Origin of the sequence: Streptomyces lunaelactis, assembly GCF_003054555.1 — a bacterium.
Lineage (GTDB): Bacteria > Actinomycetota > Actinomycetes > Streptomycetales > Streptomycetaceae > Streptomyces > Streptomyces lunaelactis.
The window spans coordinates 2179046-2202275 of sequence record NZ_CP026304.1 but is presented as its reverse complement, the minus strand read 5'-3'; the positions used below and the strand labels follow the sequence as shown (position 1 = coordinate 2202275).

The following is a 23230-nucleotide window of genomic DNA, read 5'->3' as shown; positions in this document are numbered from 1 at the left end:
TGGTAGGTTAACGTGCTGCTGTGACGAACAACAGGGCGCAGTACGTACCGGGCCATGGCCTGCTGAAGGGCCGTACCGCCGTCATCACCGCCGCCGCCGGAGCCGGCATCGGCGGAGCGACCGCCCGCAAGTTCCTGGAGGAGGGCGCGCGCATCCTCATCAGCGACGCGCACACCCGCCGGCTCAAGGAATCGCAGGAGGCGCTCGCCGAAGAGTTCGGAGCGGACGCCGTCACCTCACTGCCCTGCGACGTCACCGACGAGCCCCAGGTCCAGGCGCTGTTCGAGCAGGCGGTACGGGACCACGGCGGCCTGGACATCGTCGTCAACAACGCGGGCCTCGGCGGCACCACGGCCCTCGTCGACATGAGCGACGAGGCGTGGGACAAGGTCATCGACGTCACCCTGAAGGGCACCTTCCGCTGCACCCGGGCCGCCCTGCGCTCCTTCAGGGCGACCGGCCGCGGCGGGGTGATCGTCAACAACTCCTCCGTCGTCGGCTGGCGCGCCCAGGCCGGCCAGGCCCACTACGCCGCCGCCAAGGCCGGAGTCATGGCGCTCACCCGCTGCGCGGCGATCGAGGCGGCCGAGCACGGCGTACGCGTCAACGCCGTCGCCCCCAGCCTCGCCATGCACCCGCACCTGGTGAAGGTCACCTCGGCCGAACTGCTGGCGGAGCTGACCGCCAAGGAGGCCTTCGGCCGGTACGCCGAGCCCTGGGAGATCGCCAACGCCATCGTCTTCCTCGCCAGCGGCTACTCCTCGTACCTCACCGGCGAGGTCGTCTCCATCAGCAGCCAGCATGCGTAGGACGAGAATGGCCCTGTGCCGACCAACAGCAAGAAGAAGACCCAGGTGACCGCCTCACCCGCGCGCCGCCGCGAGCTCCTCGACACCGCCGCCGAGGTGTTCGCCGCGCAGGGGTACAACGCCACCACCGTCCGCAAGATCGCGGACCGGGCGGGGATGCTCGCCGGCAGCCTCTACTACCACTTCGATTCCAAGGAATCGATGCTCGACGAGATCCTCTCCGCCTTCCTGGACGAGCTGTGGCAGGGATACGACGCCGTGCTCGCCGCCGGCCTCGGGCCCAGGGAGACCATCGAGGCCCTCGTCACCGAGTCCTTCCGCGAGATCGACCGGCACCGCGCCGCCGTCGCGATCTACCAGAAGGAGTCCAGGCACCTGGCCGCGCAGCCCCGCTTCCACTACCTCACCGACTCGCAGCAGAAGTTCGAGAAGGCATGGCTGGGGACGCTGGAGCGCGGGGTCTCCGACCAGGTCTTCCGACCCGACCTGGACATCCGGCTCACCTACCGGTTCGTGCGCGACACCGTATGGGTCGCCGCGTCCTGGTACCGGCCGGGCGGGCAGCACAGCCCGGAGGAGATCGCCCGTCAGTATCTGTCGATGGTGCTGGACGGTATCGCCGTACGTACATAGACAGCCGTACGTACATGGACATGGGGAGTTGTCATGGCCGAGGCCTACATAGTCGAAGCGGTACGCACTCCGGTGGGCAGGCGCAAGGGCGGACTGTCCGGTGTCCACCCGGCCGACCTGGGCGCGCATGTGCTGCGGGCCCTCGTCGAGCGCTCCGGAGCCGATCCGTCCGCCGTCGAGGACGTCGTCTTCGGCTGCCTGGACACGGTGGGCCCGCAGGCCGGCGACATCGCCCGTACGGCATGGCTGGCGGCCGGGCTGCCCGAGGAGGTGCCGGGCGTGACGATCGACCGGCAGTGCGGGTCCTCGCAGCAGGCGGTGCACTTCGCGGCGCAGGGAGTGCTGTCCGGCACCCAGGACCTGGTCGTCGCGGGCGGCGTCCAGAACATGACGCAGATCCCCATCGCCTTCGCCTCCCGGCAGGCCGCCGAACCGCTCGGGCTGACCGCGGGCCCCTTCGCCGGCAGCGAGGGCTGGCGGGCCCGGTACGGGGACCGGCCGGTCAACCAGTTCCACGGCGCGCAGCTGATCGCCGAGAAGTGGGGGATCTCGCGCCGTGACATGGAGGAATTCGCGCTCCGTTCCCACCAGCGGGCGGTCCGGGCGATCGACGAGGGCCGCTTCGATCGGGAGCTGGTCGCGTACGGCGATGTGACGGCGGACGAGGGCCCGCGCCGGGACACCACCCTGGAGAAGATGGCGGCCCTGAAGCCGGTCATGGAGGGCGGGACGATCACCGCGGCCTGCTCCTCGCAGGTCTCGGACGGCGCCGCGGCGATGCTGATCGCGAGCGAGCGCGCCGTCGCCGAGCACGGCCTGGTGCCGCGGGCCCGTATCCACCACCTCTCCGTACGGGGCGAGGACCCGATCCGGATGCTGTCCGCGCCGATCCCGGCGACGGCGTACGCGCTGAAGAAGACCGGCATGTCGATCGACGCCATCGACCTGGTCGAGATCAACGAGGCCTTCGCGCCCGTGGTGCTCGCCTGGCTGAAGGAGACCGGCGCGGACCCGGACAAGGTCAACGTCAACGGCGGGGCGATCGCGCTGGGTCATCCGCTGGGCGCGACGGGGGTGAAGCTGATGACGACGCTTCTCCATGAACTGGAGCGCACCGGCGGCCGATTCGGACTGCAGACGATGTGCGAAGGCGGGGGTCAGGCGAACGTCACGATCATCGAGCGGCTGTGAACACGGGCCTTCGCGGCCGAGGCGTGCTACGGTGTGGGCGTTGCAGTTTTGGTACCCATGAACTTTGTGTGCGCCTGACGGGAATGCTTCCTCAGGCGCATGTTTTGTTTTCCGGCTTCTCCGGATGGGGCTCAATACAACAACGGGAAACTCACGAGGTGTGGGTTTCCGGCTTGCCCCTTGTTTTAGGAGAATGACATGGCTACTGGAACCGTGAAGTGGTTCAACTCGGAAAAGGGCTTCGGCTTCATTGAGCAGGACGGCGGCGGCGCCGACGTCTTCGCCCACTACTCGAACATCGCCACCCAGGGCTTCCGTGAGCTCCAGGAGGGCCAGAAGGTCTCCTTCGACGTCACGCAGGGCCAGAAGGGCCCGCAGGCGGAGAACATCGTCCCGGCCTAATTGCTGGACGCGTACCTCGCAGCCGGGGCCCGCACCGTCAAGGTGCGGGTCCCGGCTTGTGCTGTCCACAGGCCCAGGAAGGCAATATCCGCATGACTCGCTCCGAACGCCCGGCCCGTCCGACCCGAAAGGGCCCGGTCAATTCGCGCGCCAACGGCCCCGCGAAGGGTTCCGGCAAGGCTCCCGCCCGCAAGGTGGCGCCCCCGCAGGAATTCACGCTGCCGGAATCCACTACTCCCGCGCTGCCTGCCGTCGAGGCGTTCGATGAGCTCGACATGCCGGCCGCCCTGCTGAAGACCCTTGTGGCACAGGGTGTGACCGAGCCCTTCCCGATCCAGGCCGCCACCCTGCCGAACACTCTCGCGGGGCGCGACATCCTCGGCCGGGGGCGCACCGGCTCCGGCAAGACCCTTGCCTTCGGCCTCGGGCTGCTCGCCCGCACCGCTGGGCGACGCGCCGAGCCGCGGGCGCCGCTCGCGCTCGTGCTCGTACCGACGCGTGAGCTGGCGCAGCAGGTCACCGACGCGCTCCTGCCGTACGCGACCTCCGTGCAACTGCGGATGGCCACGGTCGTCGGCGGCATGTCGATCACCAAGCAGGCGGGCACGCTGCGGCGCGGCGCCGAGGTGCTCGTCGCCACGCCCGGACGGCTCAAGGACCTGATCGAGCGTGGCGACTGCGCCCTCGACCGGGTGTCGATCACCGTCCTCGACGAGGCCGACCAGATGGCCGACATGGGCTTCATGCCGCAGGTCACGGCGCTGCTCAAGCAGGTCGAGCCGGACGGTCAGCGGATGCTGTTCTCGGCGACGCTGGACAAGAACATCGACCGGCTCGTACGGATGTTCCTGACCGACCCTGTCGTGCACTCCGTCGACCCGTCCGCGGGCGCGGTCACCACGATGGAGCACCACGTGCTGCACGTGCTGGACGAGACCGACAAGAAGGCCGTGGCCACGCGGATCGCGGCGCGCGACGGGCGGGTGATCCTTTTCGTGGACACCAAGCGCGCGGCGGACCGCTTCGCCAAGCGGCTGCTGTCCAGCGGCGTACGGGCGGCGGCGCTGCACGGCGGCCGTTCGCAGCCGCAGCGCAACCGCACCCTCGACCAGTTCAAGACCGGGGAGGTCACCGCGCTGGTCGCGACGAACGTCGCGGCCCGCGGCATCCATGTCGACGATCTCGACCTGGTCGTCAACGTCGATCCGCCGGTCGACCACAAGGACTATCTGCACCGCGGCGGGCGCACCGCCCGTGCGGGTGAGTCCGGCAGTGTCGTGACGCTGGTGCTGCCCGAGCAGCGGCGTGAGATGACCCGGCTGATGGCGGACGCGGGTATCAGCCCGCGTACGGCTCGGATCAAGTCCAGCGACGAGGAGCTCAGCCGCATCACCGGTGCGCGCGAGCCTTCCGGTGTCGCGATCACGATCGAGGTACCGCAGCCGGTCGTGCAGCAGCAGCAGCAGCGGCCGCAGCGGCGCCGTGCGCAGGTCCCGGGCCAGGGCGGCGGGGGCCGTGCGGCTCAGGGCGGCGGTGGCGGCGGTGGCCGTGGTCGGCGCGGTGGTCAGGGCGGTCAGGGTGCGCAGGGCGGCGGCCAGGGCAGGCAGGGGGGCCAGGGCGGACGCCCTCGCGGTGCGCAGGGCGGCGGCGGCCGCCGCGCCGCGGCGTAGCGGCGCCGGCCTTGTCGGGGCTCCGCCCCGAACCCCGCTCCTCAATCGCCGGAGTGGCTGACCTTGTCAGCCCCTCCGGCGATTTGCAGCGCGCCCAGTACCCGCGCCGCCTCCGTCATCACACGCGCGACCAGCTCCTCGCAGCTCGGGACGTCCTCGATCAGCCCCGCGACCTGACCCGACGCCATCACACCCAGGTCAGCGCGGCCCTCGACCATCGAAGCCCGCAGCAGCATCGGGGTGTTGGCGGCGAGCAGGACCTGGCTCCAGCTCAGGTCCCTGCCGTGCTTCATGGCGAGACCGTCGCGGATCATCTGCGGCCAGGAAAGGCCCGAGATCTTCTTGAAGCCCGCCGCACGGCGTACGGCCTGCGCCAGGGCTCTCGTACGGCCCGCCCGCTCGAGGGCGTCGACCAGCTCCGTACGCAGCATGCGATGCGGGAGCCCGTCGACGGCGGTGGTGAGCGTGATGTCCTTGACCGTCGCCGCGAGGTACCGGGCCTTGACCGCGTCCGGCACGGTCGAGTCCGAGGTCAGCAGGAAGCGCGTGCCCATCGCGATGCCCGCCGCTCCGTAGGCGAGCGCCGCGACCAGGCCCCGCCCGTCGTGGAAGCCGCCCGCCGCGATCACCGGAATGTCGACCGCGTCGACAACCTGCGGCAGGAGCACGGTCGTTGCCACGTCACCCGTGTGTCCGCCGCCCTCACCGCCCTGGACGATCACCGCATCCGCGCCCCAGGCCGCGACCTTCTCCGCGTGCCGGCGGGCCCCGATGGAGGGGATCACGACCACGCCCGCGTCCTTGAGCTCGGCGATCAGCTCGCGGGACGGAGCCAGAGCGAAGGAGGCGACCTTCACCCCCTCGTCGATGATGATCCGGACGCGGTCGCGTGCGTCGCTCGCATCCGCGCGGAGGTTGACCCCGAAGGGCGCGTCGGTGCGGGACTTGACCTCGCGAACGGCCTCCCGCAGCAGGTCGGTGGTCATCGTCGCGGAGGCGAGGATGCCCAGTGCGCCGGCCCGGGCCGCGGCGGAGACCAGGCGGGGTCCCGCGACCCAGCCCATCCCCGTCTGCACGATGGGGTGCCGGACTCCGGTGAGCTCGGTGAGGGCCGTCCGGATCAGCGCCGTCTCCATCAGGGCCTGACCTCGCGGTCGCGCAGGCCCTTCGGGTCGATCACCTCGCGGATCAGCCGGAGTTCGGCGGGGGTGGGCTCACGGGTGTACGGGACGTCGTCGGGGATCGTGAGTGCGAAGCCGGTCGCCTGCCGGATCTGCCCGACCGTGACACCCGGGTGCACGGACGCGAGCCGCATCGAGCGGTCGGGGGTCGCGAAGTCGAAGACGCCCAGGTTGGAGACGACACGCGGGATGCGGTGGAAGCGGGTGGCGGACGGGCCCGCGGCGGCAGCACGGTCGTAACCGACACCGCTGACCATGTCGACCCGCTCGACGAAGACCCGGGTGGAGTGCTTCGGCACCCAGTAACTGACCGGATTGTTCAGGGTGTTGACGGGCGCTCCGCGTACGCCGAGCAGCTGGCGGGTGGGCTGGTGCCAGTCGCCGACGCAGGAGATGTTCTGGTTGCCGAAGCGGTCGATCTGGCTTGCGCCCATCATGACGTGCCGCTTGCCGCCGGTGACCATGGTGAGGTGCTGGCGGTACGGCAGCCAGCCCTCTGTCGTCCCGTCGAGATCGACGAGCATCGCCTCGCCGTCCGTGAGCAGGAGCTCGGGGGAGAAGGTGCGCTTGGCGAGCCGGGCGCCGAAGGAGGAGACGGGGGCCATGGTGGCGGCCAGCACCTCGCCGTTGTCGCGCCAGGCCTCGGCGCAGGCGACCACGCAGTACTCGGCGCGGCCGGCGGTCAGCGTGTCGGTCACTGCTGCTCCTCGTGCCAGGTCCGGACGGCGGACTGGTAGTCGAGCTCGGCCGGGCCGGCGAGGAAGCGCTCGGCGAACTCCGGCCAGGGGGTGCTCGCGTACAGCTTCTGGAAGGCCTCGTCGCGCCCGTAATCGGGGGCGCAGGAGGTGAAGTGCGCGCCGTTCGGCGTCTCGGCCACGCCCGTCACCGAGTGGCGCTTGACGAGCAGGGTCTGTGGGGCCGCGTCCTTGGTGAGCTCGGCGGTCTCGACGAGCTGCTCGCAGCAGACATACGCGGAGTCGGCGGCCTCGCAGAAGAGATCGTCGAAGTACGGGTCGGGGCCGAGGTACTGGCCGTTGCCGAGCCGGTCGGCGCGGTTGAGGTGGACCAGGGCCGCGTCCATGCGCAGGGCCGGTACGGCGACGAACTCCTCCCCGTCCTCGTACGGCGAAGTGACCGTACGCAGCCCGGGGTTGACCCGCATGACGTCGGAGCCGATGCCGGCCCGCACCGGCAGGAACGGCAGCCGGTTGGCGGCCGCGTGCAGCCCCCACATGAACATCGCCTCGTCGATCTCGGTGAGCGCGAAGGCGCCGCGCTCGCGGGCGGCGCGGAAGTGCGGCTCGAGCGGGATCGAGTCGAGGGTGACAAAGGCAGTGACCAGCTTGCGGATCCGTCCGGCCGCTGCGAGGAGGCCGACGTCGGGGCCGCCGTACGAGACGATGGTGAGATCGGTGATCCCGGAACGGAGCAGTGCCCGCACCAGCGCCATCGGCTTGCGGCGCGAGCCCCAGCCGCCGATGCCGATCGTCATCCCGCTGCGCAGGCGACCGACGACCTCCTCGGGAGTCATGGTCTTGTCGGTCACTGTGCGCCCTCCTTGCCGAAGGTGTCGCGGACGCGGTCGGCGACCCCGCTGAGGTTGGCCTCGAAGGTGAAGCCCTGCTCGAAGCGGTAGCTGCGGCGTACGTCGACGGGGTCGATGCCGTTGATGGCGGCCTTGGCCAGCCGGATGAGGCAGCCGTCCTTCCGGGCGATCTCCCGCGCCAGCTCCAGGGCCGCGGCGGCCAGTTCCTCGCGCGGGACGACCTTCCAGACCGATCCGTGGGCGTGCAGCTCCCGCGCGGTCGCGGTACGCGAGGTGTAGTACAGGGCGCGCATCAGATGCTGGGGGACGAGGCGGGCGAGATGGGTGGCCGCGCCGAGCGCGCCACGGTCCAGCTCCGGGAGCCCGAAGGTGGCGTCGTCGGAGGCGACGATCGCGTCCGCGTTGCCGACGAGGCCGATGCCGCCGCCCAGGCAGTAGCCGTTCACCGCGGCGACGACGGGCACTTCGCACTCGTACACGGCGGCGAAGGCCTCGTAGCAGCCGCGGTTGGCGCCGATGAGCGCGGCGTGTCCGGTGTCGCGCCGCATCTCCTTGATGTCGACGCCCGCGTTGAAGCCGCGGCCCGCGGCGGCCAGGACGACACAGCGGATCTCGGGGTCGCGGCCCGCCGCGCGGAGGGCGTCGGCAAGGTCGTACCAGCCTTGTACGGGGAGGGCGTTGACGGGTGGGAAGTCGACCGTGACGACACAAATTCCCCTCTCGGGGCTTGTGGTGGAGACACCCATGAGCGGATCAGCTACCTTTCCACCAAACATTTGTTAGGTCAGGAAGGTAGCAGCGGATGGAGCTGGCCGGGAAGGTGGTCGTCGTCACCGGCGGCACGCGGGGCGTGGGCGCGGGCATCGCGCGGGCGTTCCTGCGGGCGGGCGCCGAGGTGGTGGTCTGCGCCCGCCGGCCGCCGGAAGTCCCCCTCGCCGGGGCCGAGTTCGTGCCGCTCGAGCTGCGCGATCCGGCCGCGGTGGCGGAGCTCTTCGACGGGATCGCGGCCCGGCACGGCCGGCTGGACACCCTCGTCAACAACGCGGGCGGCACACCGTACCGGCTGCTCGGTGAGGGTGATGCGGCCCGCCACGCACGCGTGATCGAGCTCAATCTCACCGTGCCGCTGACCGCCTCGCTCGCGGCCCACGAACATCTCAAGGCGGCACGCGGATCGGTCGTGATGATCGGCAGCGTCAGCGGCGGCCGCCCCTCGCCGGGCTCGGCGGCGTACGGGGCGGCGAAGGCGGGCCTGGAGAATCTGGCCCGCTCCATGGCCGTGGAGTGGGCGCCCGAGGTGCGCGTCAACACCCTTGTCCTCGGCATGGTCCGCACGGAGCTGTCGCATCTGCACTACGGCGACGAGGACGGCATCGCCGCGGTCGGCCGCACCGTGCCGCTGGGCCGTCTTGCCGAGCCGTCGGAAATCGGTGAGGCGGCGGTGTTCCTCGCCTCGGAGCGGGCGGCGTATGTGAGCGGGGCGTCGCTGCTCGTGCACGGCGGCGGGGAGCGCCCCGCCTTCCTCGACGCCGCAACTGCCAACAAGGAGAAGTGACATGACCGGGATCTGCGACGGGCGAGTGGTGATGGTGACGGGCGCGGGACGGGGCCTCGGGCGGGCCCACGCGCTCGCCTTCGCCGCCGAGGGCGCGAAGGTCGTCGTCAACGACCTGGGTGTCGGCCCGGACGGGGCAGGTGGATCGAGCGGACCCGCCCGGCAGGTCGTCGACGAGATCCGGGCGGCCGGCGGTGAGGCGGTGGCGCACAGCGGCGACATCGCGACGACGGAGGGCGCCGCGTCCCTGGTCAGGGCCGCTCTGGAGACGTACGGCCGGCTCGACACCCTCGTCAACAACGCCGGGTTCCTGCGCGACCGGATGCTCGTCAACCTCGACGAGGACGACTGGGACGCCGTCATGCGCGTTCATGTGAAGGGCCACTTCCTGCCCCTCAAGCACGCCGCCGCGCACTGGCGTTCCGAGGCCAAGGCAGGGCGGCCGGCGGCGGCCCGGGTGATCAACACCACCTCCGGGGCAGGCCTGTTGGGCAGCGTCGGGCAGGGCAACTACGCGGCCGCCAAGGCCGGGATCATCGGCCTGACACTCGTCGCGTCGGCCGAGCTCGGCCCGTACGGAGTCCAGGTCAACGCCATCGCGCCGGCGGCCCGCACCCGGATGACCGAGGAGACCTTCGCCGGTCTCTCTGCCCTGCCGGAGGATGTCTCGCCGCTCGTCGTCTGGCTCGGCTCCGACGGCAGTACGGGCGTGACGGGCCGCGTCTTCGAGGCCGAGGCGGGCCGTATCACCGTCATGGAGGGCTGGCGGCCGGGACCCACCGCGGACAAGGGCGCGCGCTGGACTCCTTCCGGGGCGGGGGAGGCGGCGCTGAAACTGCTCACGGAGGCCGAGCGGCCGCAGCCCGTGTACGGCGTGCGGTAGCCGCGCGGAGAGAAGGTGAAGGCCGGCTTCCGCCGGACCGCAGCCCGGTTAACTTCCGGGAAATTCAGCCCAGTTGACGTTGACGCGTCAAGGTCTACGCGCATCAATAGTGCGTATGCGAATCCCCCCACGAATCGCCACCCTCGGTGGCATCGCCGCCCTCGTCTCGACTCTCCTCATCGGCGGAACGGCCACGGCCACCCCCACGACCGTGGCCGCCGTCGGTGACATCTGCTACTCCGACCTCCCCTCCCAGGCGCACGACACGCTCGACCTGATCGACCAGGGCGGGCCGTTCCCGTACCGCCAGGACGGCACCGTGTTCCAGAACCGCGAGGGCATCCTGGCGTCGCACCCGACCGGCTACTACCACGAGTACACGGTCAGGACGCCGGGCTCCTCCAACCGCGGCGCCCGCCGCATCGTCACGGGCGACACGGCCCAGGAGGACTACTACACCGCCGACCACTACGCCTCGTTCGACCTCGTCGACCACGGCTGCTGAGCCGGTATCCTCCGCCCCGTGACCAGGACCTATGTGATCGACGGGGCGGAGGTCACCGGCCTCGACAGCTTCTGGCGGGTGATCGGCGCCGCCGTGAACGGGCCGGAGGGATACTTCGGCCGCAATCTCGACTCCTTCGCGGACGCTCTCAGCGGTGGATTCGGCACGCCGGACGACCGCGACTTCGTCATCGAGTGGCGCGACCACGAACTCTCCCGCCGGGCACTGGGGCGGGAGGAGACCGTACGCCGGCTGCGACTGCGGCTGGAGCGCGCCCATCCGCTGAACAGGGCCGCGATCCAGGCCGAGTTGGCGCAGGCCGAGGCGGGCCGGGGCGCGACCGTCTTCGACTGGCTGGTGGACATCATGGCGGAGCGTGCGCCGGGCGCACTGCGGCTGCGCTGAGCGGGGCCCGGCCGTCCGTGTGCGGCGACCGCGCCGTCAGCGGCAGCGCGGTGCCGTCTGTTCCAGCCGGCGCCTGAGCTGTTCGTCCCGTACGTGTCCCACGGCCTCCAGCGCCGTCTCGCGGGCGTAGCCGTCCGGATCCTCGTCCGCGAGGATCCGGGCCAACGCCGCTGCCGCGCGAGGATCCTGACGCATCGCCAGGCCGCGCGCCGCCTCCGCCGCCGTGTCCGCGTCCGGGTCGTTGAGCCGTGCCGCCAGCGCCTCGCGGACCTCGTGCGCATCGGATTCCACACCCGCCAGAGCCGTCGTCGCCCAGTCCCTGACATGGGTGTCCGCGTCCCGGCTCAGCGCGATCAGGGTCTCGACACCCTCCGCATGGTCGCCGGACACCAGCCCGCACAGCGCCAGCGCCACCCGGTGGCGCACCTCCGCGTCCGGATGCCCGGCATGCCGCAGGATCTCGGGCAGCGCGCCCGGATCCCCGTGGTGACCGAGCCCGAGAACGACCGCCTGGATCAGCTCCGCGTCACGCGCCCGACGGGACAGCTCGCGCAGCAACGGCAGCGCACGGGCGGCGAACGGCCGTACGGGGCCGTGCGCGGACGACCCGTCCACGGGTGCGCGGAAGCCCAGTTGCGCCAGCACATCGGCCGCGAACGCCTGCCGCATCGGATCGTCGCTCGCGCACCACGCTGCCGCCGCCTGGAACGTCTCCTCGTCGCCCCGGCCCCGCAGCGCGGTCATCGACTCGACCCAGTCGTCCCGGCCCGGGTCCCCGCAGCGCAGCGCCCGTTCGGCCAGCTCCGCGTACGGCGTCGAGATCCCCAGCTCCCCTTCCAGCAGGGTGGCGATCGCGCCGTGCCCGGTCTGCCGCTCATTGCCTGCCAGCGGTGTGCCGTCCCGCAGCAGCTCGACGACGACGGTCACCCCGCCGTCCTCCTCTATCCGGCGCGCGTACGTCTCGTACCGCTCGCCGTCGGCCTCGCCCTCCCCCTCACCGAACGCCTGCAGCAGCCCGTCCCGCAGCTCTCGCTCCACATCCCGTACGAGCCACTGCCTGGCCTCCGCCAGCGCCGCCTCCTTCGCGCCGGTGCCGGCTCCGTGCCGCAGCAGGGCCCGCACGGTCGAAGGGGAGCCGCGGCGGGCGGCCAGCACCAGCGGCGGCTCGCCGCCGGGGCCCGGCAGATCGGGGTCGGCCCCGTACTCCAGCAGGACCTCCACCGTCCCGGTGTGACCCTGCCCCACCGCCCAGGCCATCGCCGTGAACCCGTACGACTCCGGCAGATCGGGCCGGGCGCCCGCGGCGAGCAGCGCCCGTACCACCTCGGTGTGCCCGCCGACCGCGGCCCCGCACAGCGGCAGGTCCCCGGCGTCGGGGCCGCTCGCGCGCTCGGGGACGGCACCCGCGGCCAGCAACAGCCGTACGATGCCCACTTCGTCGCTCACCGCCGCCAGATAGAGCGGCGTCTGCCCGTCCTCGTCCGTCACATCGGCGGCGGTCCCGGCCCGCAGCAGCCGTACGACAGCGTTGTCCGCGCCGTCGTGCACCGCGTCGAACAACGCGGCCCGCCCGGCGTGGGCGCCCGCTGTCGGCTCTTTCGTCATGCTTCGACCCTACGGAAGATCGGTCAGGTGTCGCATTCCAGAATCGTGCGGCACAGCCCGCATCGGGCGCGCACCCGCCCCCGCACGGGTACGCGGATGCGTGCGTGACAGGTGGGGCACGAGAAGGAGACACGCAGTCCGTCGGGTCCGCTCTCGAAGGCGTACGCGGACGACGACGCGGACGAAGAGGTGGACGCCGACGCCCACGATCCGGCGTCCGCGGGGGCGGCGCCCGGGTGCTCCCGGGCGTAGCGCCGGTCCTTGGCGTAGCGGTGGCGGCCCGACCAGCCCGCCGTCGTGAGCGGCGGCTGCTGCGCGTCGCGCAGCGCCTGCGCGCGGCCCTTGGTGTAGGCGGTGTATCCCTGCGGGCTGGTGAACCAGGGCGAGGGGTCCTCGTCGAAGGCGATCGCCCGCTTGGCGAGTACGTAACCGAACTCCTCCGGCGTGAGATAGCCCAGCTTCTGGCTGGAGACGCGGTCCTCCCGGAACGCGTCCAGCAGCAGCCAGCCCGCGCCGAGATAGGTGGTCGCGGTGTCGGTGAGGATCTCGTTGTCGCGCGTGCCGGGGAAGGAGAGGTCGAGCCGGTGCAGCAGCACATGCATGATCTCGTGGGCGAGGGCCGCGCCGATGTCCCTGCGGTGGGTGCGGAAGCGGTCGTTGAGCTCGATGAAGTACTCGGGTCCCGCGGTGAACTCCACGCTCGCCGCATGGTGCATCTCGCGGAAGCTGACGATCATCCGGGCCTCCGGCAGCTTCAGATGCTGGACCAGGGCGCGGGCGACGCGCTGCGCGCCCAGATGCAGATCGTCCTGGTCGGCGAAGGCCACATCGCCGGGGACGACGCTGGGCGCGTAGGAGAGCACGCCCTCGGGTGACAGCCGTCTGTAGAGCGCGGTGATCGCCGACCGCACGGTGTCGAGGTGCGGAAAGCCGTGTACGACCTCGCTGCCGTTCGCCACCACTCCCGTACCCCCCCATGAACGACGGTCGGCCGGAATCAACTGTACGGGGCGGCGGCGGCGAATCCTCGCTGGTGACCCTGGCCGAAAACTGCTCCTTGTGGCACTCGTGATCCGCTCTCCATAATCCGGATCACGCCTTGTCGGGCCCATGTCAGCGCGTGCACTGTGCTGCCTGGATCCGGCAGACGCGTAGGCATCAACCCCCCACGAAAGGCAGTCCGTTGAAGCAGCTTCTGCGTGTGCTCAAGAGATGTGCCGCGGCCGGGACCGTCATCCTCGCCGCGATAAGCCTCCAGCCCAGCTCGGCCTCTGCCGCCGCGCCGCCAGTCGTCGGCGGAACCCGCGCGGCCCAGGGTGAATTCCCCTTCATGGTCCGGCTCTCCATGGGCTGTGGCGGCGCGCTGTACGCCCAGAACATCGTGCTGACAGCCGCCCACTGTGTGAGCGGCTCCGGCAACAACACCAGCATCACCGCGACCGCGGGCGTCGTCGACCTGAGGAGCCCCAGCGCCATCAAGGTCAAGTCGACCAAGGTCCTCCAGGCCCCCGGCTACAACGGCACGGGCAAGGACTGGGCGCTGATCAAGCTCGCCAAGCCGATCAACCTGCCCACCCTGAAGATCGCCGAGACGAAGGCGTTCGACAACGGCACGTTCGACGTGGCCGGCTGGGGCGCGGCGCGCGAGGGCGGCTCTCAGCAGCGCTACCTCCTGAAGGCCAAGGTGCCCTTCGTCTCCGACGCCAGCTGCAAGCAGGCGTACCCCTCGCTCGTCTCGAGCGAGGAGATCTGCGCCGGTCTCCCGCAGGGCGGCGTCGACACCTGCCAGGGTGACTCGGGCGGCCCGATGTTCCGCAAGGACAACAACAACGCGTGGATCCAGGTCGGCATCGTCAGCTGGGGCGAGGGCTGCGCGCGGCCGAACCTCCCGGGTGTCTACACCGAGGTGTCCACGTTCGCCGCCGCGATCAAGTCCGCGGCGGCCGGCCTGTAATGACCGGGGCTCCGCCCCGGACCCCGCGCCTCAATCGCCGGCGATGTTTGAGTTGCCGGGCAACCTCAGCCCGTGCGGCGATTGAGGACACGGCCGAAGGCCGTACCGGGGTCCGGGGCGGAGCCACAGTCACCCCAGACAGACCGACGTTCCCGCCGCCTCCAGCTCCAGCACCCACACCTCGTTCGTACCCTCGCGCAGCACCGGCCCCGGAACGTACAGCGTGTGCTGCGGTCCCGCCGACCAGTAGCGGCCCAGGTTGAAGCCGTTCACCCAGACGAAGCCCCGTGTCCAGCCGGGCAGTTCGAGCTCCGCGTCGCCGGGGACAGCGACCTCGAAGGTGGCCCGGTACAGACCGGGGGCCGCGGCCCCGTCCCCGGCCGGCGCGCGGAACGGCACCTTCGCGACCGCGCCCGCCTCGTCGAAGGCGTCCAGCCGCAGCCCGCGGGACCGTACACCGTGCAGATACTGCCGCTCGTGCATCACGCCGCCGGTGATGCCCTTCGTCTCGCCCATCAGCGGCCCGTAGTTGACGCGGCCCAGCGACTCCACCCACAGCTCCACGGCAGCGGGCCCCGCCACCGGCTCGGCCAGCACGGCGTGCTCGCCGCTCAGCACCCCGGCCCGCACGCCGTCGACGTACACGACGGCCCGGTCCCGCAGACCGGCCACGCTCAGGGGACGTGGCTTCCGTGGCCCCGGAATGCCGACCCGGTAGCGGACCAGACCGCGGTCCACGTCCAGCTGCTCGAACGACGCTGGCACGGGTGTCTCCGCCTCCGTGCCGCCGAGCACGTCCAGTACGTCCCCCAGCGGCGCCCACTCGGTGAGCTCCACCTGTACCGGCGCGCCGAACAGGGCGGGGGCGGGCGGCAGTTCCGGCAGCGGGCCCTCCTGGTACAGCGCGAGCACATCCCGGAACAGCCAGAACTTCCGCGTCGGCCTCCCGAACTCATCGACCGGCGCACCGTAGTCGTACGACGTGACGTCCGGCTGGAGCTCTCCCATGTGCAGATCGCCGCCGCCCCGGTTGGCGCCCGACCAGCCCGCGAAGTTCGTTCCTCCGTGCGCCATGTAGATGTTGACCGAGGCACCGCACTCCAGGATCTCCCGCAGCGTGGCCGCCGCGTCCGCCGGATCCCGTACGACATGGTCCGCGCCCCAGTGGTCGAACCAGCCGCACCAGAACTCCATGCACATCAGCGGTCCGGCCGGCTGATGGCGGCGCAGGGTCTCAAACCCCTCCCGGGCCCCCGAGCCGAAGTTCGCGGTCGCCAGCACCCCGGGCACCGAGCCGCCGGTCAGCATATGGTCCTCGGGCCCGTCGGAGGTGAACAGCGGTACGGTCACCCCGCAGCTCCGAAGCAGGTCCACCAGTTGGCGCAGATAGCCCTGGTCGGTGCCGTAACTGCCGTACTCGTTCTCGACCTGCACCATGATCACGGGTCCGCCACGGCCGATCTGCCGCTCGGCGACCTGGGGCAGCAGCCGCGTGAACCACCGCTCCACATGGCCCAGATACTCGGGGTCCTCGGTGCGCACGCGCAGTCCGAGCCGGCCGGTCAGCCAGTGCGGCAGCCCGCCGTTCTCCCACTCGGCGCAGATGTACGGTCCCGGCCGCACGATCGCCCACAGTCCCGCCCGGTGCGCGGCGTCCAGGAAGCGTCCCAGTGCGGCGTCGTCCGCGTACCGGCCGGGCTCCGGCTCATGCATGTTCCACGGGACGTACGTCTCGACGCAGTTGAGCCCCATGGCCCGCAGCATCGCCAGCCGGTGGTCCCACTGCTCCTCGTGGACCCGGAAGTAGTGCAGTGCTCCCGACAGCAGCCGTACGGGCCGCCCGTCCAGCAGGAAGTCCGCATCACCCACAGTGAACTCAGCCACCGTTCCCGCTCCTCACTCGGTCCCTTACCGCGACCAACCATCGCCCCCTGGCGGTGAGCCGGTCCATGGACAAAGATCAGCGCTGTTTGGACGCAACGTCGGCACTCGGCGCCCAGGGAAAGGACAGAGGCGGATGTACCACACCTGGATGCGCTATTTCACCCCACGTCCCGTCCACCATCGTCTGGGCCTGGTCTGTCTCGGCGTCGGCCTCCAGCACGGCACCCTGCCCACCGTCGGACCCCGCACCCTCGACCACCATGTCGCCGTCGTGATCAGCGCCGGCAGCGGCTGGTTCCGCGGCCCCGACGGACGGCGCGCCACCGTCACCGCACCGGCCCTGATCTGGCTCACCCCCGGCGTACCGCACCACTACGGACCCGATCCGGCCTGCGGCTGGGACGAGAGCTTCGTCGATTTCACCGGGCCCGCCACACTCACGTACACCGAACTCGGCTACATCGAGCCCGACCGTGCCCTCGTCCCGCTCTCCGACGCCGGCGGGGCCCGCGCAGTCGTCGGCCGTATCGCCCGCGCGGCACGCCGCGGCAACCCGCTCCTGGAGGTCGAGACGGCCGCCGCCGTCCATGAACTCCTCGTCGCCCTGCGCCGCGCCCGCGCCGACACCAGCGCCGAGGGCGACCCCGTACTCACCGCACTGGCGCGCGACGCCTTCCGGCCACTCTCCGTCGCCGAACACGCCGCGCGGCACGGTATGTCCCCCGCCGAACTGCGCACCGCCGTACGCCGCGGCGCCGGCTGCAGCCCCAAGGACTACCTGCTCGGCATCCGTCTCGGCCGGGCGAAGGAGCTGCTCGCGGCCACCGAACTCCCCGTCGCAGCGGTCGCCCGCCGCGTCGGCTACGAGGACCCGGCGTACTTCTCCCGGCTGTTCACCCGCCGCGTCGGCATCGCGCCCATCCGCTTCCGTGACCAGCAGGGCCGGGCCGTCCCCGGCGGCTGGAGCAACCAGATTCCGGATCCCGAACACCCCCCGACGATCACCACGTGATCGACGCGGGGCCTGTCCTCCGGAGCAGCCCGGCACGATCCAGAAGCAGGCCCTAAGCTCGATGACCATGACCACGAGGGACATCGACGAGACCGTACGCGCCGAACTGAACCGCCTGCGCGAGAGCATCGACAACATCGACGCGGCGGTCGTCCATATGCTCGCCGAGCGCTTCAAGTGCACCCAGCAGGTCGGCCACCTCAAGGCACAGCACCATCTGCCGCCCGCCGACCCTGCCCGCGAGGCCAGCCAGATCGAGCGGCTGCGCCAGCTCGCGGTGAGCGCCCACCTCGACCCGGCATTCGCGGAGAAGCTGCTCAACTTCGTCATCGCCGAGGTCATCCGGCACCACGAGACGATCGCGGGCCAATCCGCCGGCCGCACATGACCAATGACGGCCGTACACAGAGTGACCGCGTAGATCGCCACGGACACGGCGGCGGCCGGAATAGGGCGCCGCCGGTACGTGCGCCGCCGGCGGAACCGATACCCCGTGTGCGGGACGGGGCCCATCAGGCAGCATGGCCCCATGTCCGTACTGACGCGCGACGAAGCGCAGACCCGTGCCCAGCTCCTCGACGTCCACCGGTACACGATCGACCTCGATCTCACCACCGGCGAAGAAACCTTTGACTCGCGAACCGTCATCCACTTCACCGCGCGCGCGGCCGGGGACACCTTCGTCGAGCTCAAGCCGGCCGTGCTGCGCTCCATCACACTCGACGGACACCCCATCGACCCCGGGACACTGGCCGAGAACCGGCTCGCGCTCACCGGCCTGAGCGCCGGGGAGCACGAGCTGCGCGTCGAGGCGGACATGCGCTACTCCCGCACCGGCGAGGGCATGCACCGCTTCACCGACCCGACCGACGGTGAGGCGTACGTCTACACCCAGCTCTTCATGGAGGACGTCCAGCGCGTCTTCGCCGCCTTCGACCAGCCCGACCTCAAGGCCGTCTTCGAAGTCTCCGTCACCGCCCCCGACGGCTGGACCGTCCTCGGCAACGGCATCGCCACCCACACCGGCGAAGGCCGCTGGACCTGCGCGCCCACCCCGCCGCTCGCCACCTACTTCGTCGCCGTCACCGCGGGCCCCTGGCACTCCGTGCGCACCGAGCACGCCGGTCTGCCCTTCGGCCTCCACTGCCGCCGCTCCCTGGCGCCGTACCTCGACGCGGACGCCGACGAGATCCTCGAGATCACACGCCAGTGCTACGACCGGTACCACGAGAAGTTCGACGAGCCCTACCCCTTCGACTCCTACGACCAGGCCTTCGTGCCCGAGTTCAACGCGGGCGCGATGGAAAACCCCGGCCTGGTCACCTTCCGCGACGAGTTCATCTACCGCTCCGCCGTCACCGACACCGAGCGGCAGACCCGCGCCATGGTCATCGCCCACGAGATGGCCCACATGTGGTTCGGCGACCTGGTCACCCTCAAGTGGTGGGACGACATCTGGCTGAACGAGTCCTTCGCCGAGTACATGGGATACCAGACCCTCACCGAAGCCACCCGCTTCACCGACACCTGGGTGGACTTCGGCATCGGACGCAAGTCCTGGGGTTACGACGCCGACCAGCGGCCCTCCACCCACCCCGTCGCCCCCGACCCGGACGCCGTCCCCGACACCGCGTCCGCGATGCTCAACTTCGACGGCATCTCCTACGCCAAGGGGGCCTCGGCGCTGCGCCAGCTCGTCGCCTGGCTGGGCGAGAAGGACTTCCTGGCCGGCATCAACACCCACTTCGCCCGGCACAAGTTCGGCAACGCGACCCTCGCCGACTTCATCGACTCGCTGGCCGGCGCCACCGACCGCGATGTGCACGGATGGGCCGAGTCCTGGCTCCGTACGACCGGAGTCGACACCCTCACCCCGGCGATCGCCGAGTCCGACAGCGGCTGGTCGCTGACGGTCGCCCGCGACGGCAGCCGCCCGCACCGCATCCTGGTCGGCGCCTACGACGCCGACCCGATCGACGCGGACCGGCTCGTCCTGCGCGACCGCATCGAACTGGACATCCCGCAGAGCGAGAACGGTGCGCGCCCCGGCCGCCGCCCGGCCCTCGTCGTCCTCAACGACGGCGACCTCGGCTACGCCAAGGTCCGCCTCGACGCCACCTCCTGGAACACGGCCGTACGCGCGCTCTCCGGCATTCCCGACCCGCTGACCCGCACCGTCGTCTGGAACGCCGCCCGTGACATGGTCCGCGACGGAGAGCTCGCGCCCGCCGCGTATCTCGAGGCCGCCCGCGCCCACCTCCCGCGCGAGTCGGACCTCGCGGTCGTCCAGGGCGTCCTCGCCTTCGCCGCCACCCAGCTCGCCGACCGCTACCTCACCGCCGAGCAGCGGCCGGCCGCCCTCGGCACGCTCAGGGAGATCTGCCGCGCCCTGCTGCGCCGCACCGAGGACGGCAACGGCCCCGGCCTGCGCCTCACCGCCGTACGCCACTTCATCGACGCCGCCGCCCAGCCGGACACCCTCCAGCAGTGGCTCGGCGACGGCAGCGTGCCCGGCGGCCCGGAGCTCGACCCGGAACTGCGCTGGCGCATCCTGTACCGGCTCGCCGTCCTGGGCGCGACCGACGACGCGGCGATCGCCGCCGAGCTGCACCGCGACCCCAGCGCCACCGGCCAGGAGGGCGCGGCCCGCTGCCGCGCCGCTCTGCCGACCCCGGAGGCGAAGGCGGCGGCCTGGGAGCGGCTCTTCACCTCGGACGGCCTGTCCAACTACCTCTTCACGGCCACGGCCCAGGGGTTCTGGCAGCCCGAACAGGCCGATCTGGTACGGGAGTACGTCCCCCGCTACTACCCGCACTCGGTCGCCCTCGCCGCCCGCCGCGGCCCGGTCATCGCGGAGGCCGCGGGCCGCTACGCCTTCCCGCTCCACGCGGTGGACGCGGAGACCCTGCGCCTGGGCGAGGAGTGCCTGCGGGACGCGGACATGATCCCGGCGCTGCGCCGCAAGCTGGTCGACCAACTGGACGACTTGCGCCGCGCGCTGACGGTACGGGGCGCCTAGGGTCCCCGTACGGCCTCCGGCCGTGTCCTCAATCGCCGGACGGGCTTATTGAGCCCGTCCGGCGATTGAGTACCACTTTCCGGTTCCGATCGTTGAGCTCTGCGGGCCCCGGACGGGGCCCCGTCCACCCTGGTGTGACACTCCCGCTCGCCGAAGGACCCCGCATGAGTACGCCGCCCCTCGCCGGAGGCACCACCGGACCCGACGCCCTGCGGCCCCTGCTCGCCGTCGTGCTCGACGCGCTCCACGACGGTGCGGCGGACCGCGGCGGCCCGCTCCCCGCCGGAGGCCCCGACGCGGTCGCCGCCCGGATGCGCCAGGCCGCCGAGCCCGTGCTCCCCGACACCGGCACCGGCGCCGGTGAAGCCCTCCGCAGCCTCGTCCACGCCGTGGCATACGGCTCCGCCGACCCCGCCGACCCCCTCTGCGCCGCCCATCTCCACACGCCGCCCCTCGCACTCGCCGTCGCCGCCGATCTCGCCGCGTCCGCCCTCAACGCCTCCATGGACTCCTGGGACCAGGCCCCCGCCGCGTCCGAGCTGGAGGCCGCGGTCACCCGGACCCTCGCCGCCGAGGTCTACCCGCACGGCCCTGACCCCGACGCCCTCGTCACCACCGGCGGCACCGAGTCCAACCAGCTCGGCCTGCTCCTCGCCCGTGAACGCCACGGCTCCGTACAGGTCGTCTGCGGCGCCGGCGCCCACCACTCCGTACACCGCGCCGCCTGGCTGCTCGGCCTCCCCGAGCCGGTGACCGTCCCCTCCGGCGTACTCGACCCGGCCGCCCTGGACGAGGCCCTCACCGATCTGTCCGGACCGCTCCTCGTCGTCGCCACCGCGGGGACCACCGACACCGGGCGCATCGATCCACTGTCCGAGATCGCCGATCTGTGCGAGCGCCACGGCGCCGAGCTGCACATCGACGCCGCGTACGGCGGACCGCTGCTGTTCAGCGCGGAGCGCCGCGGCAAACTGGCGGGCCTCGACCGCGCCCACTCCGTCACCCTCGATCTGCACAAGCTGGGCTGGCAGCCGGTCGCGGCTGGCCTGCTCGCCGTACCGGACCGGGCCCACCTCGCCCCCCTCGGCCACACCGCCGACTACCTCAACGCCGACGACGACACCGAAGCCGGTCTGCCCGATCTGCTGGGCCGCTCGCTGCGTACGACCCGCCGCCCCGACATTCTCAAGATCGCCGTCACCCTCAGAGCCCTCGGCCGCACCGGCCTCGGCGCCCTCGTCGACCGCACCTGCGCCACCGCCCGCCTCCTCGCCGACCTCATCGAGAAGAACCCCCGCCTGGAGCTGTACGAGCGGCCCACCCTCTCCACCGTCCTGTTCCGCCCCACCGGCGCCACCGACGAGCAGACCGCCGCCATCCGCCGCACCCTCCTCGCCGAGGGCCGCGCGGTCCTCGGCCGGGCGCGCGCCGACGGCCGCCTCTGGCTCAAGGCCACCCTCCTCAACCCCCACGCCACCCCCCGCGACCTGGCGAACCTGATCGAACTCGTGGAAGGCAGCACCCCCCGATGACCGGCATGCCCGCAACCGAACCTGAGCAGCCCCACGACCTCGTGGGCATCGGCATCGGCCCGTTCAACCTGTCCCTGGCCGCGCTCGCCGACGGCGTCCACGGCGGCATCGCGGCCACCTTCTACGAGCAGCGGCCCGCCTTCACCTGGCACCCCGGCCTGCTGATCGAGGGCGCGACCCTCCAAGTCCCGTTCCTCGCCGACTTGGTGACCCTCGCCGACCCGGCCAGCCCCTGGACGTTCCTCAACTACCTGCGCTCGAGGGACCGGCTCTTCCCCTTCTACTTCGCCGAGCGTTTCCACATCCAGCGCGCCGAGTACGACGCCTACTGCCGCTGGGTCAGCCACAGTCTCTCCGGCCTGAACTTCGGCCATCAGATCGACGCCGTCCGCTGGAACCCCGAACGTTCCCTCTTCGAGGTCGACTTCACTCAGCTCGACGCCGACGGCGAGGCCGAGGCCCTGGGCCGCGCGTACACCCGGAACATCGTGCTCGGCGTCGGCACGGAGCCGTACGTCCCCGAGCCGCTGCGGCCGCTCGCCGAAGCGCCCGCCGTCCCCGTCATCCACTCCGCGGAATATCTCGACCACCGCGAACGGCTGCTGGCCGCCGAGCACATCACGATCATCGGCTCGGGCCAGTCGGGCGCCGAGGTCTTCCTCGATCTGCTGCGGGCCCGCCCCGAAGGGGTCGAGAAGATCCACTGGCTGACCCGTACCGAGGCGTTCGCGCCGATGGAGTACTCCAAGCTCGGCCTGGAGCACTTCACACCCGACTACACCCGCTACTTCCACGCGCTGCCCGAGCAGACGCGCGACGAACTCCTGCCGCGCCAGTGGCAGCTCCACAAGGGCATCGACGCCGGCACCATGGCGGCCATCCACGACGAGCTCTACCGCCGCACCCTGCACTGGGGCTGGCCCGACGTCGTCCTCACGCCCGGCGTCAGCGTCCGCACAGCGGGCCGGGTCGCCACCACCAAGGTCGAACTCCACCTGGAGCACGTCCAGCAAGGAGCCCGCTCCCGCCTCACGACCAGCGCCGTAGTCCTCGCCACCGGCTACCGCGAGCGGCCGCTGAACCGGATGCTCGCCGGTCTCGACCCGTATGTGCGCCGCGACGCGTCCGGACGCACATGCATCGACGACCAGTTCCGGATGGTCCTCGACGACTCGGTCACCGGGTCCGTCTACGTACAGAACGCCGAACGGCACACGCACGGCGTCGGCGCGCCCGACCTCGGCCTCGCCGCCTGGCGCAGCGCCAGCATCCTCAACTCCCTGACCGGCAAGGAGCCCTACCCGCTGCCGCAGCGCACCGCCTTCACCAGCTTCGGCCTGGAACGGCGCGAGGCGCCCAGCATCCCCGCTCCGGCGCCGGAGCTGACGCCCCTCGCCCAGGGAAACTGAACGCCCCGCGACCGATCCCGCATGGACCGAGCCCG

22 protein-coding genes are annotated in these 23230 nt (G+C 71.5%); 15 read left to right on the top strand and 7 right to left on the bottom strand.

All coding sequences use genetic code 11. From position 1 onward, the window contains the following. Window positions 1-20 precede the first annotated feature (20 nt). The 5 genes from SLUN_RS09885 to SLUN_RS09865 all read left to right on the top strand — a co-directional run bounded on the left by SLUN_RS09885 (window position 21) and on the right by SLUN_RS09865 (window position 4705). Window positions 21-809, top strand: coding sequence for an SDR family oxidoreductase (locus SLUN_RS09885; RefSeq protein WP_108148135.1), 789 nt, complete (start codon window positions 21-23; stop codon window positions 807-809). 15 nt (window positions 810-824) lie between these two features. Then, a complete protein-coding gene (locus SLUN_RS09880; protein WP_108148134.1) occupies window positions 825-1442 on the top strand; it encodes a TetR/AcrR family transcriptional regulator in 618 nt (205 codons plus the stop codon). A 33-nt stretch (window positions 1443-1475) separates the two neighbouring features. Next, a complete protein-coding gene (locus tag SLUN_RS09875; RefSeq protein ID WP_108148133.1) occupies window positions 1476-2633 on the top strand; it encodes an acetyl-CoA C-acetyltransferase in 1158 nt (385 codons plus the stop codon). A gap of 198 nt (window positions 2634-2831) precedes the next feature. Beyond that, window positions 2832-3035, top strand: a complete 204-nt coding sequence (locus SLUN_RS09870) for a cold-shock protein (RefSeq protein WP_015607926.1) — start codon at window positions 2832-2834, stop codon at window positions 3033-3035. Window positions 3036-3127: 92 nt separating this feature from the next. Further along, window positions 3128-4705, top strand: coding sequence for a DEAD/DEAH box helicase (locus tag SLUN_RS09865; protein ID WP_108148132.1), 1578 nt, complete (start codon window positions 3128-3130; stop codon window positions 4703-4705). Between the two features lie 41 nt (window positions 4706-4746). On the opposite strand, the gene SLUN_RS09860 is transcribed toward SLUN_RS09865, so the two are convergent. From SLUN_RS09860 to SLUN_RS09845, 4 genes are read right to left on the bottom strand one after another with little or no spacing between them, the layout of a single operon-like run. Continuing rightward, entirely contained in the window at window positions 4747-5826 is a 1080-nt protein-coding gene (locus tag SLUN_RS09860; protein ID WP_108154631.1) for an NAD(P)H-dependent flavin oxidoreductase, read from the bottom strand. A 14-nt stretch (window positions 5827-5840) separates the two neighbouring features. Further along, entirely contained in the window at window positions 5841-6584 is a 744-nt protein-coding gene (locus tag SLUN_RS09855; protein WP_175314093.1) for a CoA-transferase subunit beta, read from the bottom strand. Beyond that, the gene (locus tag SLUN_RS09850) at window positions 6581-7432 is read right to left on the bottom strand and encodes a CoA transferase subunit A (RefSeq protein WP_108148131.1); all 852 of its coding nucleotides are present in this window, start codon (window positions 7430-7432) and stop codon (window positions 6581-6583) included. The genes SLUN_RS09855 and SLUN_RS09850 overlap by 4 nt, the downstream gene beginning before the upstream one ends. Continuing rightward, window positions 7429-8178: an enoyl-CoA hydratase family protein gene (locus SLUN_RS09845; RefSeq protein WP_108148130.1), complete on the bottom strand. Its 750-nt coding sequence runs from the start codon at window positions 8176-8178 to the stop codon at window positions 7429-7431. Before SLUN_RS09845 ends, SLUN_RS09850 begins: the two co-directional genes overlap by 4 nt. 56 nt (window positions 8179-8234) lie before the next feature. On the opposite strand from SLUN_RS09845, the gene SLUN_RS09840 reads away from it, so the two are divergent. From SLUN_RS09840 to SLUN_RS09825, 4 genes are all read left to right on the top strand, one after another. Beyond that, window positions 8235-8987, top strand: a complete 753-nt coding sequence (locus tag SLUN_RS09840; RefSeq protein WP_108148129.1) for an SDR family oxidoreductase — start codon at window positions 8235-8237, stop codon at window positions 8985-8987. Between the two features lies 1 nt (window position 8988). Beyond that, window positions 8989-9870: an SDR family oxidoreductase gene (locus SLUN_RS09835; protein ID WP_108148128.1), complete on the top strand. Its 882-nt coding sequence runs from the start codon at window positions 8989-8991 to the stop codon at window positions 9868-9870. 115 nt (window positions 9871-9985) lie between these two features. Continuing rightward, window positions 9986-10375, top strand: a complete 390-nt coding sequence (locus SLUN_RS09830; protein WP_108148127.1) for a guanyl-specific ribonuclease — start codon at window positions 9986-9988, stop codon at window positions 10373-10375. Between the two features lie 18 nt (window positions 10376-10393). Further along, on the top strand, window positions 10394-10780 hold the full coding sequence (locus SLUN_RS09825; RefSeq protein WP_108148126.1) for a barstar family protein: 387 nt from the start codon (window positions 10394-10396) through the stop codon (window positions 10778-10780). Window positions 10781-10816: 36 nt separating this feature from the next. Here the strand turns inward: SLUN_RS09825 and SLUN_RS09820 are convergent, their stop codons facing one another. Next, window positions 10817-12385, bottom strand: coding sequence for an ankyrin repeat domain-containing protein (locus SLUN_RS09820; protein WP_108148125.1), 1569 nt, complete (start codon window positions 12383-12385; stop codon window positions 10817-10819). A gap of 23 nt (window positions 12386-12408) precedes the next feature. Continuing rightward, complete coding sequence (locus tag SLUN_RS09815; RefSeq protein ID WP_108148124.1) at window positions 12409-13344, bottom strand: hypothetical protein; 936 nt, start codon at window positions 13342-13344, stop codon at window positions 12409-12411. 224 nt (window positions 13345-13568) lie between these two features. Here SLUN_RS09815 and SLUN_RS09810 point away from each other — a divergent pair, with 224 nt between their 5' ends. Further along, window positions 13569-14339, top strand: coding sequence for a S1 family peptidase (locus SLUN_RS09810; protein WP_108148123.1), 771 nt, complete (start codon window positions 13569-13571; stop codon window positions 14337-14339). 129 nt (window positions 14340-14468) lie between these two features. Here SLUN_RS09810 and SLUN_RS09805 read toward each other — a convergent pair whose 3' ends face one another. Then, the gene (locus SLUN_RS09805; protein ID WP_108148122.1) at window positions 14469-16223 is read right to left on the bottom strand and encodes a glycoside hydrolase family 35 protein; all 1755 of its coding nucleotides are present in this window, start codon (window positions 16221-16223) and stop codon (window positions 14469-14471) included. A gap of 133 nt (window positions 16224-16356) precedes the next feature. Between SLUN_RS09805 and SLUN_RS09800 the strand changes: the two genes are divergently transcribed. The 5 genes from SLUN_RS09800 (at window position 16357) to SLUN_RS09780 (ending at window position 23195) form a co-directional block, all read left to right on the top strand. After that, complete coding sequence (locus SLUN_RS09800; RefSeq protein WP_108148121.1) at window positions 16357-17235, top strand: helix-turn-helix domain-containing protein; 879 nt, start codon at window positions 16357-16359, stop codon at window positions 17233-17235. A gap of 67 nt (window positions 17236-17302) precedes the next feature. Next, window positions 17303-17623, top strand: coding sequence for a chorismate mutase (locus SLUN_RS09795; protein ID WP_108154629.1), 321 nt, complete (start codon window positions 17303-17305; stop codon window positions 17621-17623). A gap of 141 nt (window positions 17624-17764) precedes the next feature. Beyond that, window positions 17765-20254, top strand: coding sequence for an aminopeptidase N (gene pepN, locus SLUN_RS09790; protein ID WP_108148120.1), 2490 nt, complete (start codon window positions 17765-17767; stop codon window positions 20252-20254). A 164-nt stretch (window positions 20255-20418) separates the two neighbouring features. Next, a complete protein-coding gene (locus tag SLUN_RS09785; RefSeq protein ID WP_108148119.1) occupies window positions 20419-21786 on the top strand; it encodes a pyridoxal phosphate-dependent decarboxylase family protein in 1368 nt (455 codons plus the stop codon). Further along, the gene (locus SLUN_RS09780; RefSeq protein WP_108148118.1) at window positions 21783-23195 is read left to right on the top strand and encodes a lysine N(6)-hydroxylase/L-ornithine N(5)-oxygenase family protein; all 1413 of its coding nucleotides are present in this window, start codon (window positions 21783-21785) and stop codon (window positions 23193-23195) included. The genes SLUN_RS09785 and SLUN_RS09780 overlap by 4 nt, the downstream gene beginning before the upstream one ends. Window positions 23196-23230 lie beyond the last annotated feature (35 nt).